This window comes from Streptomonospora litoralis (assembly GCF_004323735.1).
GTDB lineage: Bacteria > Actinomycetota > Actinomycetes > Streptosporangiales > Streptosporangiaceae > Streptomonospora > Streptomonospora litoralis.
The window spans coordinates 5,354,875-5,369,115 of record NZ_CP036455.1 but is presented as its reverse complement, the minus strand read 5'-3'; the positions used below and the strand labels follow the sequence as shown (position 1 = coordinate 5,369,115).

General features: G+C 69.6%; 14 protein-coding genes and 4 tRNA genes. 10 read left to right on the top strand and 8 right to left on the bottom strand.

Translation table 11 applies throughout. From position 1 onward, the window contains the following. Positions 1-284 precede the first annotated feature (284 nt). Positions 285-956, top strand: coding sequence for a hypothetical protein (locus EKD16_RS26645; protein WP_449456893.1), 672 nt, complete (start codon positions 285-287; stop codon positions 954-956). A 256-nt stretch (positions 957-1,212) separates the two neighbouring features. Next, on the top strand, positions 1,213-1,896 hold the full coding sequence (locus EKD16_RS22895; protein WP_165498643.1) for an SAM-dependent methyltransferase: 684 nt from the start codon (positions 1,213-1,215) through the stop codon (positions 1,894-1,896). A 77-nt stretch (positions 1,897-1,973) separates the two neighbouring features. Here the strand turns inward: EKD16_RS22895 and EKD16_RS22890 are convergent. The 5 genes from EKD16_RS22890 to EKD16_RS22875 all read right to left on the bottom strand — a co-directional run bounded on the left by EKD16_RS22890 (position 1,974) and on the right by EKD16_RS22875 (position 4,864). Continuing rightward, positions 1,974-2,046 (bottom strand) — tRNA-Lys (locus EKD16_RS22890). A gap of 765 nt (positions 2,047-2,811) precedes the next feature. After that, complete coding sequence (locus EKD16_RS22885; protein ID WP_131101291.1) at positions 2,812-3,474, bottom strand: NADPH-dependent F420 reductase; 663 nt, start codon at positions 3,472-3,474, stop codon at positions 2,812-2,814. Beyond that, positions 3,471-3,635 (bottom strand): hypothetical protein, encoded by a 165-nt coding sequence (locus EKD16_RS25545; RefSeq protein WP_165498642.1) that lies wholly within the window; start codon positions 3,633-3,635, stop codon positions 3,471-3,473. The genes EKD16_RS22885 and EKD16_RS25545 overlap by 4 nt, the downstream gene beginning before the upstream one ends. A gap of 37 nt (positions 3,636-3,672) precedes the next feature. Next, the gene (locus EKD16_RS22880) at positions 3,673-4,065 is read right to left on the bottom strand and encodes an ester cyclase (protein WP_131101289.1); all 393 of its coding nucleotides are present in this window, start codon (positions 4,063-4,065) and stop codon (positions 3,673-3,675) included. A 112-nt stretch (positions 4,066-4,177) separates the two neighbouring features. After that, positions 4,178-4,864, bottom strand: coding sequence for an SDR family NAD(P)-dependent oxidoreductase (locus tag EKD16_RS22875; RefSeq protein ID WP_131101288.1), 687 nt, complete (start codon positions 4,862-4,864; stop codon positions 4,178-4,180). A 138-nt stretch (positions 4,865-5,002) separates the two neighbouring features. Here EKD16_RS22875 and EKD16_RS22870 point away from each other — a divergent pair, with 138 nt between their 5' ends. After that, positions 5,003-5,890, top strand: a complete 888-nt coding sequence (locus EKD16_RS22870) for a helix-turn-helix domain-containing protein (protein WP_131101287.1) — start codon at positions 5,003-5,005, stop codon at positions 5,888-5,890. Positions 5,891-6,486: 596 nt separating this feature from the next. Here EKD16_RS22870 and EKD16_RS22865 read toward each other — a convergent pair. Continuing rightward, positions 6,487-6,819, bottom strand: a complete 333-nt coding sequence (locus EKD16_RS22865; protein WP_131101285.1) for a histone-like nucleoid-structuring protein Lsr2 — start codon at positions 6,817-6,819, stop codon at positions 6,487-6,489. 567 nt (positions 6,820-7,386) lie between these two features. Here EKD16_RS22865 and EKD16_RS22860 point away from each other — a divergent pair. Together EKD16_RS22860 and EKD16_RS22855 are read left to right on the top strand one after the other, a co-directional pair. Beyond that, positions 7,387-8,448: a glucose 1-dehydrogenase gene (locus EKD16_RS22860; RefSeq protein WP_131101283.1), complete on the top strand. Its 1,062-nt coding sequence runs from the start codon at positions 7,387-7,389 to the stop codon at positions 8,446-8,448. A gap of 172 nt (positions 8,449-8,620) precedes the next feature. Continuing rightward, a complete protein-coding gene (locus tag EKD16_RS22855; RefSeq protein WP_131101281.1) occupies positions 8,621-8,884 on the top strand; it encodes a PspC domain-containing protein in 264 nt (87 codons plus the stop codon). 302 nt (positions 8,885-9,186) lie between these two features. On the opposite strand, the gene EKD16_RS22850 is transcribed toward EKD16_RS22855, so the two are convergent. Then, positions 9,187-10,713 (bottom strand): MFS transporter, encoded by a 1,527-nt coding sequence (locus EKD16_RS22850; RefSeq protein WP_242677131.1) that lies wholly within the window; start codon positions 10,711-10,713, stop codon positions 9,187-9,189. 252 nt (positions 10,714-10,965) lie between these two features. Continuing rightward, a complete protein-coding gene (locus EKD16_RS22845) occupies positions 10,966-11,310 on the bottom strand; it encodes a metallopeptidase family protein (protein WP_131101279.1) in 345 nt (114 codons plus the stop codon). Positions 11,311-11,438: 128 nt separating this feature from the next. On the opposite strand from EKD16_RS22845, the gene EKD16_RS22840 reads away from it, so the two are divergent. The 5 genes from EKD16_RS22840 to EKD16_RS22820 all read left to right on the top strand — a co-directional run bounded on the left by EKD16_RS22840 (position 11,439) and on the right by EKD16_RS22820 (position 14,178). Beyond that, a complete protein-coding gene (locus EKD16_RS22840; protein ID WP_394347294.1) occupies positions 11,439-13,013 on the top strand; it encodes a metallophosphoesterase family protein in 1,575 nt (524 codons plus the stop codon). A 129-nt stretch (positions 13,014-13,142) separates the two neighbouring features. After that, positions 13,143-13,215 (top strand) — tRNA-Glu (locus EKD16_RS22835). 118 nt (positions 13,216-13,333) lie between these two features. Then, positions 13,334-13,408, top strand: a tRNA-Asp gene (locus EKD16_RS22830). A 26-nt stretch (positions 13,409-13,434) separates the two neighbouring features. Continuing rightward, a tRNA-Phe gene (locus tag EKD16_RS22825) sits at positions 13,435-13,508 on the top strand. 430 nt (positions 13,509-13,938) lie between these two features. After that, complete coding sequence (locus EKD16_RS22820) at positions 13,939-14,178, top strand: hypothetical protein (protein ID WP_131101277.1); 240 nt, start codon at positions 13,939-13,941, stop codon at positions 14,176-14,178. The last annotated feature ends 63 nt before the right edge of the window (positions 14,179-14,241 follow it).

The window sequence follows — 14,241 nt, the reverse complement described above, 5'->3', positions numbered from 1 at the left end:
CCTCAACGAGGCCGCCAACCGGGTCTGGGCGGTGGCCTTCGAGCTCGGTGTGCCGCGTGAGTACGAGCTGCGCAAGCACACCTACGCCGGCCTGCGCTCCCAAGGTCTGGGCGCCCAGGCGGCCCAGCACACCATCAAGAAGGTCCGCGACGCCTACACGACGCTGGCGGCCGATATCCGGGCCGGCCACCTCGGCAGACCCGGTTCGAAGCGCCGCCAAAAGGCCGAGTCCGCGCCGGTCGCCTTCCGGCCCGAGGCCGCCCCACCCCTTCGACGACCGGTGTTTGAGCTGGCGCTACGACCAGCGGACCGTCTCCGTCTGGACCACCGCGGGCCGGTTGAAGAACGTGGGCTTCGCCTGCGCACCGGAGGCGCTCAAGATGTTGGTAGAGCACCGGCAGGGCGATTCGGATCTGGTCGAACGCGGCGGCGTGTTCTACCTGATGGCCACCTGCGAGGTGGCCGAGGCCGAGCAGTATTCGCCGGAGGGGTTCATCGGTGTGGATCTGGGCATCGCCAACATCGCGACCACCTCCACCGGCTACCGGGCGGCCGGGCGGGGCCTGAACCGCCACCGCAAGCGCCAGGCCGCCCTGCGGGCCGAACTCCAGGCCAAGAAGACGACATCGGCGAAACGCCGGCTGAAGACGCGGCGGCGCAGGGAAGCGCGCCACGTTGCGAACACCAACCACGTCATCGCCAAGCAGATCGTGACCGAGGCTGAACGCACCTCGGCCGGTATCGCCCTGGAAGACCTGACGGGGATCTGTGACGCCGTGGCGCATGGATCTGGCGTCCGGCCGGCTCCGCGACACCGACGAGCCGGTCGAGTCGATCTCCGGCGCGGTCGGCTATGCCACCCCGCACGCTTTCAGCCGCGCTTTCCGACGTGCCAGAGGAATACCCCCGGGCGAGTACCGTTCTCGGCTCCGAACGTGATGACCGGCAACACGTGAGCCACATGCGGTCCAGGCGGGTGGTTAAGGCCGACGCGCCACATCATCGCTGAAGGCGGGGGCGGGGCCGCACCGGCTTTCTCGCTGCGGCCAGGCTCAGCGACGTCAGTTCCTCGAGAAGGTGCGTGCTGGCCGGACTGGGCGCGGCGCCAAATGGTGCCCAGGGCCTGCTGCAGCAGGGTGCAGACGCGGGTCACCTCGTCGGGGCGGTCGTTGCGGGCGTGGGCGCGCATCAGTTCCTGTAGACGGACTCGTTGTGATCGTCCAACTGGCGGGCGCGCTCCAGCCACGCCAGTGCGGCGGGGCCTCGGCGGCCAAGTGGGACATCGGCGCGGGACTGCCCGCCGAAGGCCCAGTGCACGAGGTCGCCCGGCACCATCACCCCGAGGCCCGGGTGGTCATTGTCGACCACGACCCCGTGGTTCGGGTCCACGCCGAGGCGCTGCTGGCAGACCGCCCCGATATGACGGGAGTGGTCGAGGCCGACATGCGCGAACCGGAGACGGTCTTCGCCCACCCGGAAGTCACCGGGCGCCTCGACCTGCCGCGGCCGGTCGGGCTGCTGCTGGTGGCGGTGCTGCACGTTCTCAAGGACGAGCAGGCGCCCTACGCGCTGGTGCGGCGCTACCTGGAGCACCTACCTCCGGGGCCTATGTGGCCATCCGCCACGTCGAGCGCGACGCGAGAGGGCCTGGACGACATCCTTCCTGATGATCACGCCTGCCCTCCGATGGTGGCAAAGCGCAGGTCGCCGCCCGGCTCCGGCGTGTCGATCTCAGCAGGAATGGGCCGCCCTGGCTCAGGGGCGAGGACGGTTCTGCCGCAGTGTCCCAGTCGCTCCGTTTTGCTCCAGTGGGAATCGGCGGAGCCGGGGTTCTCGGGCTGTCGGCTGGCGGCTCGTCGGCGGGTGACCTGCATAATCGACACGGTGCTGCAATAAGAGCACCGACGGAGCAACACGGCCGTCGATATCCGGCAACCCGCGGAGATATGGTGGGCGTGACCTGGGAAAACGAGTAGGCCGCCCGGGGCTCGAACCCGGAACCTACTGATTAAAAGTCAGCAGCTCTGCCAATTGAGCTAACGGCCCGCGACGAGTATACCCGTCCGAGTTGGTGGATGCTGCACCACAGCAGGCGCCATTTGCAGTCCGCTGACCTGCACAGACAGCGCCTCTGCCCCGTCGGTGCCGCGATAGTCGCGCACGCGCTCCCGGACTGAGCCGGCCGGGTTCGGGCGCAGCCCGGTGTCGGGGAGCCGGCGCGACACCGGGCCAGCGACCTGGCGCTCCTCAACATACGAGCACCGACGGAGCAACGCGCCGCATCCGATGGCCGGAGCTCCAACGAGGGTCGACAGCCGAGCACCGCGCTGTCCGCGGGAGACCGGGAAAGGGCGGAGAAAACTCGGAAGAACACGTTGACCAGGCAATAAGAGGTGCGCCTGGGTGGCGGCTGCACCACACAGCCGCCCGCCGAGTAGGCGCACTCGCCATGCCCTATTGCCCGACAGCGACGCTCACGACGGTGACGCGGCGCACGTATCGCCGTCCGGGGCTATCCGCCGATGCGGCCGAGGTTCCCGCCGCCCGGTCCTGGATCGTCCGCACGCTCGCACCCACCGACCGCGGCGACGGCATCGTTCTGGTGGCCGATGAACTGCTGGCCAACGCCCTGCAGCACGCCCCCGCGCCCGCAGGCGGCGTGGTGGCGGTGCTCGCCGTCGAACAAAGCCCGCACCAGCACGAGGTGCGGGTGCGGAGCCGGCCCGCGCCCACCGTGCCCGCCGCGCGGCGTCCGAACTGCGCTACCTCACGCACTGCGTGGCGAGTGGACCGGCAGGTCGGACGCCAGGATCAGCCTCGGGCGGGGTACCTGATCCGGCGGGCGCCGGCCAGGTTGGCAGCGAGTTGCTCGCGCGTCTGGTGGGAGTGCGAGAGCCAGGCAGGTTGGCCCGGGTCGCTTCGCCAGGACTCGCTGAGTGGACTGTTGTCGACGGTGTCGAATCCGAACTCGTCGTACAGGTGCGTGACCAGCTCCACCGCCTCGGCGTAGTTGCTGGAGACCGAGAGAGCGTGCCGACCGGGAGTGCCCGGGGCGCTGGCGGAGAGGAAAAGGCGCGGAGCCTGGATGTGGGTGAATGCCTTGGCGACCTTTGAGGTGGGCAAGTGCTCCTGCCGCAGCTCGTGCACGGTCTTCTCCCCCGAGTCGATGGGCTGGAAGTGGCCGTCGCGCCAGGGCATGTAGTTGTTGGTGTCGAGCACGATCTTGTCGGCCAGCTGCTGCACAGGCATGTCGTTGACCAGTTTGAGGGGGACGGCGATGATCACGAAGTCGCCCGCTTCGGCGGCGTCGGCCGCCGGCGCGGCTCGGGCCGAGGGTCCGAGATCGTCGGCGAGATGCGTCAGCGTTTCCGGTCCCCGTGAATTGGCGATGACGACCTGGTAATCGTGGGTGACGGCTGCGCGGGCGAGCTGGGTGCCCACTTCACCCGCTCCGATGATGCCGATCGTGGTCACGAGTCGCTCCTTGAAGAAGAGATGATGCCGGCGAGCTGGTGCTTGGAGCCGTCCTCGCTGCCCGGGGCCGCCGTATGGGCGACGGTCTTGAGGTCGGTGTCGCGGCTGTCAGGACGCTGCAGCCGAGGCTCACCCGCCCGATGAGGGGATGTGGGGTGCATTGCACCAGCGCCTCCGCCCAAGTCGGTGGGCGAAAGGTCAGCCCGCCAACTGTCGCTCCAGCGCCGAGCCGTCGTGCAGGGCCGTCATTTGCACGAACCGTCCGTCGCGGATCCGGTAGATGGCGTACTCGACGATCTCGAAGGAGGCACCGGTGGGAGCCACGCCGAGCCACTCCTTCACGGGGGTACCCGTGTTGATCGCACGGACAGCCGCGCGGTCGCCGTCGACGAGGAACTCCTGGACCTCCCAGCGGAAGTCCGGCACCGCATCGATGTCCGCCTGCTGAACCGCGATGACATCGTCCCGGGTGCCCGGCTCGCCGTTCAGGGTGACCTCGTCGTGGATGAACTCGTCCATGCCGTCGAACCTGTGGGCGTTGAGTTCCTCGACGTAACGGCGGTAGAACTCGTGGATGTCGAAGACAGCCATGATGATTACCTCCCTCTGCCCCGACGAGGGGCTGTACTCGGATTCCGATGACTCGGGACGCGCGTCCCGGGCCGGGTGTCGCTGCTGAGTTCCCTTGCGGGTTCCTACGCGCCTACCAGGGCAGTTCCCCGTTCTCGTCCTGAAAGGTTCCCGTCGGGCCGTCGGCGTCGAGGGTCGCCAGGCGCACGACGGCCTTGGCGCTCTCTTCGGGTGCCCTACCGATCCCGAAGGCCGCGGTCATGTCCGTGGCGGTGGTGCCGGGCTCCAGCGCATTGAACTTGATGCCCGGCTGGGACTTGGCGTACTGGACCGTCAGCATGGTGGCCGCCGCCTTGGACGCGGAGTAGAGCGCGGACGACAGGTGGAACTCGGGCCGGTCGGGGCTGGTCACCGCCCAGAACGACCCGGCGCTGCTCGAAACGTTGACGACGGTGGGATTCGAGGACTTGCGCAGCAGGGGGAGCGCCGCCTCCGTGACCCGCACGATTCCCACCGCGTTGGTGTCGAAGGCATGCAGCGCCAAGGGACCGTCGACGTCGCCCGAAGCCAGGACGCCCGCGTTGTTCACCAGGACGTCGAGCCGGCTCTCGGCCGCCTCGATCGTCGCCAGCGCATCGTTCACCGACGCGTCGTCGGTCACGTCGAGTTGAACGAATCGTGTGCCGATCGCGGCCGCGGCTTTCTCACCCCGTTCGACGTCGCGCGCGCCGATGTAGACGACGTGGCCCAACTCCAGAAGCTGTTCGGCTGTCTCGAAACCGATGCCTTTGTTGGCCCCGGTGATGAGTGTGACGGTCATGGATCTCCTCCGAAATGGGTGGCTCGAGTGGTCCGTCGGGAACGCTATGCGGGGCCGCTCGCCGCGCCCAGAGCCCTGTCGAGCCTGGGGTGTGACAGGACCCCCTCTATTCGCTTTACGGCGATTTAGGCTTGGCGCATGAGCGAGAGAACGAACGCCCTCGGTGCGTACCTGCGCGCTCGGCGCGAGCTGGTGACGCCTGAGCAGGCGGGCATCCCCAACATCGGGGTGCGGCGTGCGCCCGGGCTGCGGCGGGAGGAGGTCGCCATGCTCGCCGGCATCAGCGCGGACTACTACCTGCGGTTGGAGCGGGGCCGCGATCGCAACCCGTCCGTGCAGGTGCTTGAGGCGATCGCGCGGGTGCTGCACCTCGACGACGACCACTTCGCCCACCTGCTGACCTTGGTCTCCGAGTCGGGCCGGAAGCGCAGGCGCCGACCGCGCAAGGAGACCGTGCCGCCCGGCGCGCTCAAGCTCCTGGACTCCCTCGTCCAGCCCGCCTTCATCGAAGGCCGGTACTTCGACATCCTGGCCTCGAACTCGCTCGCCAGAGCCCTCGATCCCCGGCTCGCCACGGGCGGCAACCAGTTGAGGGACATGTTCCTGGAGCCGGACCAGCAGAGGTTGTACCCGCAGTGGGAGAACGTCACGGAGTGCTTCGTCGCGAATCTGCGGCAATCCGTGGGCAACGACATCGAGGATCCCCGCTTCGCGGAGCTCGTCGGAGAGCTTTCACTGGCGAGCCCCCGGTTTCGCCGGCTCTGGGCTCGTCATGAAGTACGAGGACAGCGCGGGACGCCGATCCGGCTGGATCACCCGCAGATCGGGGGACTCACGCTCAACAGGGAGCGGCTGAGCGTGGGCGGGGCCGAGGACCTGAAACTCGTCGTGCACCACCCGGACCCCGGATCCGACGACGCGGACAAGCTGGCCCTTCTGGCCTCAGTAGGCTTGCCCGTCCAGACACAGGATGGCAAGGATGCGGCCGCTCCGATACATGAGGCGAACGGCGCGGCTTCCGAGTGAACCCGTGCGGGCGGCAGTAGCCCGCGAGGGTCTTGCACCCTCACTCGGTCACATAACGCCTCGTGGCGCGCTAGATAGTAGTCGTAGAGCCGGGCTGAACTGGGCACGGCGGGGTCAACGCCCTCGGGCGCGAGGGGATCGACTAGGACGGCGTCCCGGCGAATCTGGCCGGGCGCTGTCGAACCGGGTGATCCGGCATACGGCGCGGTGCGGCACAACTTTCTGCGCTCCGGCCCGCCGGGGCTGGTGCTGTACCCGCGCGACCGCGCCGAGGTCGCCGATGCGCTCGCCTTCGCGCGCGGTAGAAGCGGGCCGGGGCGGTCGGGAGTCGCCGGAGCGGGCGGCCTGTCACCGGCGAGCGGACCCTGCGCCGACATGGTCGGGCCGGGTGGTGGCGGCCGGATCCGGCGCCCGGGGCGGTGCGGGGCTGTCCACCGCCCCGGCCGGACTCGGAGCCTGCTGATCAGCACCCGGCCGCACCTCTTGCGCCGAAACACCCGGCGCCGAAGGAAAACCGGCGAGGTCGGGGAGAAATCACCGAAGAACCATCGGCCGGGAAACGGGAGGTGCGCCCGGATAGCGTCCGCGGACGGGACTCAATGCGCGGCTTCGTACTCGGCGACGATCGAGGCCGGGATACGGCCGCGGTCGTTTACCTCCTTGCCCTGCTGTTTCGCCCACGCGCGGATATCGGCGGTGCGCTGCCGGTTCTGGCTGGGGCGATTCCGGCGCCGGTTCCCGGTGCTCTTCGCCGAACGGACTTTCCGGGCCGACTCGACGAACGGCATGATGGCCGCTCTCAGCTCCTCGGCGTTTTCCGCGTTGAGATCGATCTCATACGAGGTTCCGTCGATCGAGAAGGGCACGGTCTCCTCGGCCGTGCCTCCCTGCATGTCGTCGACGAGAAGAACCTGTACCTGCTGTGCCACTGCGACTCCTCGGCTTCCCGTTGAAACACGGCAATTGCGCGGTTGGGCCCGACCGGGACGCCGGACGGGCGGTCGGCAGGGTGCGCGGCCTGGTCGACGGGTGTCCGGGCCGCTGTGGAAGACGAATCCCTACCCCTGTGCGGATGCCGCGACCCCTTTCAATGAATTCACCGCGGGAGTGTGCATCGACTGCCCTGCGCGCTGCTTATAACGCTTTTCTACGGCAGCATGGCATTTCCGTCAAGTCGCGTCGCGGTTCGATGTGCTGTCCTCGGCTGCGGCTGGACACAGGCGCTATCCCCAGAAAATCGGTACTTCGGCGAGTGTGCGAGGTTGCGATTCCCGAAACCCGGTAGGAGACGGTCGCCGGATACTCACGGAGGGTTTGCGCCGGGGGAAACGCGGGCCCTTCCGATGGCTTTCCGGGATGCGCCGGACCGAGTCGGTCCGTCCTCTCCGCCGAGTGCGGTGTACGGCGGCCGCCGGGTTCGTCGGCGGGTTTGGCGGGCGGCGCTGCGGCTAGGCAGGAAGGTGAATCCGCTGGAGTCGGCCGGCATAGGGGCAGATATGCGCGCAGTGACCGTTCGCCCGGACAGCGAGAACCCGCTGGAGGTGCGCGAGATGCCCGACCCCGACCCGCAGCCGGGGGAGATGTTGGTGCAGGGCCTCGCCCTCGGCGTTTGCGGCACCGACCGGGAGATCGTCTCGGGCGGCCACGGGGCGCTGCCGGAGGGGCGGGAGTGGTTCGTCGTCGGCCACGAGTCCCTGGGGCGGGTCCGCCAGGCGCCCGAGGGGAGCGGTTTCGCTGCGGGCGACCTCGCGGTGGGCGTGGTGCGCCGCCCCGACCCGGTGCCGTGCGGCGCCTGCGCGCACGGCGAGTTCGACATGTGCCGCAACGGCCGCTACACCGAGCGAGGCATCAAGGGCGCCGACGGCTACGGCGCGCAGGCGTGGTGCGTGGAGCCGGAGTACGCCGTCAAACTCGATCCCGGCCTGGAGCGGGTGGGCATGCTCATGGAACCCACCACCGTGGTGGCCAAAGCCTGGGAGCAGGTCGAGCGCGTCGGCAACCGCTCCTGGTTCGATCCCCGGCGGGTGCTCGTCACCGGGGCCGGCCCCATCGGCCTGCTCGCCGCCCTGCTGGGGCGGCAGCGGGGCCTGGATGTGCACGTGCTGGACCGCATCACCGAGGGCCCCAAACCCCGGTTGGTGCGCGACCTGGGCGCGGAGTACCACACAGAGGACATCGAGCAGGTGATGTCGAAGCTGGCCCCCGACATCGTCATCGAGGCGACTGGAGCAGGCCGTCTGGTGTTCGAGGCCATGGCGGGGACCTCCGCCTACGGAATCGTCTGCCTTACCGGGGTTTCGCCGGGTGGACGGCGGATCGCCGTGGACGCGGGCAGCCTGAACCGCGACATCGTGATGGAGAACGACGCGGTGGTGGGGTCGGTCAACGCCAACCTGCGCCATTACCGGCAGGCCGCCGACGCACTGGCCGCCGCCGACCAACAGTGGCTTGCGCGCATCGTCACCCGCCGCGTCCCGATCGACCGCGCCGAGGAGGCGTTCACGCCCCAGGACGGCGGCATCAAGTCGGTCGTCGCGCTCGATCCCGCTGCGGAGTGACGTCGGCTCCGCCGCCCGGGACGGCGCCTGCGCGGCCAACGCGGCCCCGCCTGCTGTCCGACGCCGCGGACGGTCCGTTTGCGGTCCTTGCCGGCGGGTCAGGGTCGCGGTCAGGGGAGCGCCAGGGGCGTTCCGGATGGGAAAGCGCGCGCCGGGAGGGCAGGCTGGAAGCATGAACGAGAACACCGGCAACAAGACGCTTCGACGCAGTCGGCGCCAGCGGCTCCTCACCGGCGTATGCGGTGGGATCGGGGAGTTCGTCGGTGCGGACCCGAACATCGTCCGCCTGGCCTTCGTGGCTCTCGCGCTGTTCACCAGCGGGGCGGCGGTCATGCTCTACATCATCGCGTGGCTGGTCATGCCCGAGCAGGACGGCGAGTCGTCCATGCTCGAGCACATCATCCGCAATTTCCAGGGCAAGAAGTCCGACTACTGATGTGGTCGCTTCGTGCCAGGCCGGGCTTCGTCGCCAGGCTCCCCCGCGCTTTCGAACACGGGGCGGGGGAGTCGGCCGAGGGGCCCGAGGTTTCCGCGGACCGCGAGCCCGAGCGGCCGCAGGTCCGAGCGGGCGCGGACGCGGCGCCCCCGGCGGGTGCGTCGGCCTCCGCGTGACGGCGCGGCGCCGCCGAGAGGCACGCGCCGCGCCTGTGCGGCCGCGCGGCGTGCGCGCCGCGACGGCCGGTGGCCGGGCGCCGCGGTCGCGCGGCTACCGCCCGCCCGGCCCGGGCTGTCAGGGCATCAGGCGGCCGCCTGAGACGGCGCGTTCATCATCTCGATCGCGCTGCGCGAGATCTTCGACCAGTGCAGCGCCAACCCGAACGCGCACGCCACGCCCGCGACCCCCGCACCGACGATGACCACCTGGGTGCTGGTGACCTCCACCAGGAGGCTGGCCAGCGCGATCCCGATGCCTTGGGCCGCCTGCAGCCCCGCCGCGACCAACCCGAACGCCAGCCCGCGCCCCTCGGCGGGGACGCACAGCACGAACGCTGCGTTGGCGACGAACTGGTACGACGCCGCAGTCCCGGCGAGGGCCAGCAGCGCGACCATGGCCCACAGCGGGGGATCGGCCAGCCACACGAGCAGCGGTGCCGAGGCGGCGACGGCCAGCGGGCCCAGGAGATGCATGCGGGTGACGGGATTGATCAGCCGCGTCAGGACGAAGCCGCCGACCACTGCGCCCATAGACGGCCCCGCCATGATCAGGCCGGCGGCTGTGGCGCCGCCGCCGGCCGCGTCGGCCAGGGGGTTGGCCAGGCCGTAGGGCATCATGTAGAGCCCGGCCAGCCAGGCGAAGAGCCCGAGCGTGCGCAGGCGGGGATCGCCGAAGACCAGGCGTGTGCCTTCGCGGGTCACCCGCCACAGTGAAGGGCGGCCGTCGCCGTCTTCGCGTACCGCAGGGCGGTGCCGCACGCCGAGGTACACGATCGCCGCCGACACGAGGAACGTCAGGCCGTTGTACATCACCGCGGAGTTGGCGCCGATGGACGCGACGATCCAGCCGCCCGCGGCCAGCCCGACGAGCGTCCCGGCCTGGGAGGTCAGGTTGATGATGGCCGAGCCGGCGACATAGCGCTCGCCTTGGACGATCTCCGCCATCAGCGCGGCGCGGGCGGCGCCGAAGGGCACCATCGGCAGGATGGACACGAAAAGCAGTCCCCAGATGCCCCAGATCGGCAGGCCCGGAATGCCGATCGCGGCCACGAGTAGCGCGCGGATCACGTCGCAGACGATGATCACGCGGCGCCGGGGGAAGAGGTCGGCCAGTCCGGACAGCAGGGGGCCGCCGACGATCTGCGGGATGAACGTCAGCGCGAGGGTGATCCCCGCGGCCAGTGCCGACGATGTCTGCTGGTAGACGAGCACGGTGACCGCGATGTTGAGCAGGAAGTTGCCGGTGATCGAGAGCGCATGGGCCGACCAGAGTGCCCGGAACTCGGGGACGCGCATCACTTCGCGGTAGCCGCTCCGCCAGTCCGGCTCGGGATCCGAAGGGTGGCCGGAGTCGTCGCCGTGGTCGCCGTCGGCGCCCTGCGCGGCAGCCGGGGGGTCGCCGGGGGAGGCGGGCCCGTCCGGTGGTCCGGACGCGGGCGCTGTGTCGTCGGCGTCGGCGACCGCGGCGGGTGCGGAACCTCCCAGCGGCGGCTCGGCGGTTTCGGCGGGAACGGGTTCGCCCGCGTCGGATGGGCCACCCGTCGGGTTCGCCGTCCCTCCGGATCGGGGCGGGACGCTTGCCCTGCGGCTTTCCATGTGCGGATCGCCCACTCGGCGACTCCCTTACTGGATCACAGTGGTGTCACTCTAAGTTGTTGTTCGATGACCAAACGTTCCCCATCTGCGTACTTGTCCGCAAGGCGTACGGGAAGATTCGTTTCTCTTTCGTTGTAGGGATTGGAGGGCAATCGCGTGTTGCGAGTTGAGAGAATGCTGGTGACCTGCGAATTCGTCGCGGTCCTGTGCCGCGATCGGCATGGCGGCCCGGGACGGTCGCCGCCGGCGGTAGCCGGGCCCTGAGCGTCACCCCCAGCCGAGTTCGTGCAGGCGGTCGTCATCGATGCCGAAGTGGTGCGCGATCTCGTGCACCACGGTGACCCGGACCTGCTCGACGACGTCGTCAGGGGTGGCGCAGACCTGGCAGATCTCCCGCCAGTAGATCGAGATCTGGTCGGGCAGTACGCCGAAGTAGCCGTCGCCGCGCTCGGTGAGGGGGACGCCTTCGTAAAGTCCGAGTAGCCCGGGTTCCGGTGGGGACTCCGCGACCGTGATCACGACGTTGTCCATGTAGCCGGTGAGATCCTCGGGGATGGTGTCGAGGGCGTCGGCTACCAGTTCTTCGAATCGTGCGCGCGATAGTTCGACCACGCCTCGTATTGTGCGCTACCGCGGCGGCCGCTGACGAGTCCGTCCACAGGCGCCCGCGGACAGGTCGGAGGCTGCCGCGCGCGTTGGCAGCCCGTACTCGGGGGCATCATGGAGGGGTGTTGTCGCGCGTGAGATCCCGCTTGGCCGCGGTCCTACGGGCCGCCCCCGACCGGTTCTCCCGCATTCGCCGAGGCCGTACCTGGCGTATCGGGGCCGTCGTCGTGGCGGCGCTGCTGGGCGGATGGCTCGGTCTGGCGATCGGCGGCCAGATCGTGACACCCATCGGCCCGGCCGACGTCGAGTTCAGTCTCAGCCCCGACTGGGACGGCAAGACCGTGGTCGACGTCTCTCCTCTGGGCAAGCTGGAGTTCGACACCCACTCGGCGCCGCTGAGCTTCCGCGCCGCCATCTCCGAGATTCGCCTCTCGGCGGCTCAGGAGATGTTTCAGAACCCCGACGCCATCAACCGCATGGCCGAAAGCATCGGCGACCAGTTGCGCAACGGCGTCATCCGGCTGTTCGTGCAGGCCGTGCTCGCCGCGGTGGCGGGGGCGGGCGTCACGGCGCTGGTCGTCTTCCGCAGTTGGCGGCGGGCCGGAATGAGCGCACTGACGGCCCTGCTCGTACTCGCCGGCGCCGGGGGCCTCAGCGCTGCGACGTTCAACCCGGGCGCCATCGCCGAGCCCCGCTATACCGGCCTGCTGGCGGGTGCTCCGCAGGTGGTGGGCAGCGCAGAGGGGGTCGTCAACCGGTTCTCCCGCTACCGCGAGCAGCTCGCCGGTCTGGTGGGAAACGTCTCACAGCTCTACGAGGCGACGTCCACGCTGCCGGTGTATGAGAACGACGCGGACACCATCCGTGTCCTGCACGTCTCCGACCTGCACCTGAATCCGGCCGCGTGGAACGTCATCCGGTCGCTGCGCGAACAGTTCCAAGTCGATCTGATCGTCGACTCCGGTGACATCAGCGACCGGGGCAGCGCGGCGGAGGACATCTTCGTGAACGACATCGAGTCGCTCGAGGTGCCTTATGTGTGGGTGCGCGGCGACCGCGACTCGATGGGCACGCAGCGTGCGGTGGCGGCGCAGGACAACGCCGTCGTGCTGGATGACGAGGTCCGCGAGGTCGGTGGGATCGTCTTCTACGGGGCGGGCGACCCCCGGTTCGCCCCCGACCAGACCCTGGACAACCCCACGGCGGAGGAGGTCGCGGCCATCGGCGCCCAGCAGGCCGCGTCGCTCGAGGACCGCGAACCGGCGCCCGACGTCGCGGTGTTCCACGACCCGGTCCAGGGTCGCGCGTTCAGCGGCAGGGTGCCGCTGGTGCTGGCCGGACACGAGCACAGCCGGCGGACGGAGACCCGGCCCACCGGCACCCGCTACATCGTCCAGGGTTCCACCGGCGGCGCGGGCCTGGGCGCGCTCGACCGCGGCGGTTCCGACGAACCCACGCCCTACGAGGCGTCCGTGCTGTACTTCGACGCCGAGACCAAGCGGCTCCAGGCCTGGGACGGCGTCACACTCGGCGGCCTCGGACTGACATCGGCCCAGATCGAGCGGCACGTCGTCGACGACCCCGACCGCGAGATCACCCCGCCGACGGAAACCCCGCAGCCACCGACCGCGACGCCGCCCGCTTCCACCCCGGCGACGCCGACTCCCACCGCGCGACCTGCACCGTCGCCGACCGCTTCCCCGCAGTGACGCCTGCTGCCCACATGCTGTGGCGCGTCGGCGGCGAACCGCTTTGGCACCGGGGTGGAATCTCCCCTATGCTTGAGCCGTCCCGACGACTGGCGAAGTGGGAGAATGACGACCGCGTTCGTCGTCGAGGCCCCCATCGTCTAGTGGCCTAGGACGCCGCCCTTTCAAGGCGGTAACGCCGGTTCGAATCCGGTTGGGGGTACGGCTCCGGTCAAACCATTGCCGAAGGTCTGGCAGAATGAGACGGAGAGCGAAGAGCGCGAAGATCCCGGTCAACCGGACATTCGCGGTCTGCGTCACACAACAGAACACAGTGTCGAGGTCCTGTGGAGCAGCTAGGAGTGCTCGCCACCCTGTCAAGGTGGAGGCCGCGGGTTCAAATCCCGTCAGGACCGCCTCACACACCGACCGGTGTGCCTGGGGCCAGGTAGCTCAGTTGGTACGAGCGTCCGCCTGAAAAGCGGAAGGTCGGCGGTTCGACCCCGTCCCTGGCCACACAGTCCGACCAGCGAAGAAGCCCGGAGCCGAAGAGGCGCCGGGCTTTTTTGGGTCGCCACCGAGGGTGGTAGGCCAGCCTCCCGCAGCCGCACACCGCATGGCGTCAGCCCTCGCCTTCGGCGAGGTGGGCGGGACGGGCGTCGAAGGCCGATGGCGAACGCGCCCCGGTCGTGGCGTTCGGCGACGGCCCCCGGCTGGCGCGATACGGTCATTCCACGCCTCGCCGACCTGGCGCCGGCGGTCGCCTGCGCGGGTGGCACGATCCGGCCGTCGCGGCCGGGCGGAATCGGGTCTGCGCCGGTTTCGGACCGAACCGGGGCAGGTACACCGAGAGGAACCGGAAGGATGCGCACCCCTCTCCCACGGCGCCTAGCCCGATTCCGCGGGGGCGGCATCGGATCTTCGCGTCGATGAGGAGTCAGCTGCAGTGACGAAAGAAGCGAATGCCGCGTACGATAGTTCATGGACTTTCATCTTCGCGTGGCTGCTTCTCGGTATCAGCCTGCTCATCAGCGGGGTCAGAGACCTCTACGATCCGGCGGCAAGCGCCTGGACGACTTGGCTGGGCTTCATCTCGTCCGCGGTCTTCCTGCTCATGGCCGTGAACGGGATGCGCCTGCGCCGCCGCCGTCGCGAGTCCGCCGAGCCCGCCGGGGCGGCCTCGTAGCAGGAAGCCGTGCGTCCGGGGCGTTAGCCGGGCTGGGGTCGCCTGGAGCCGGTGGCGGGGAGA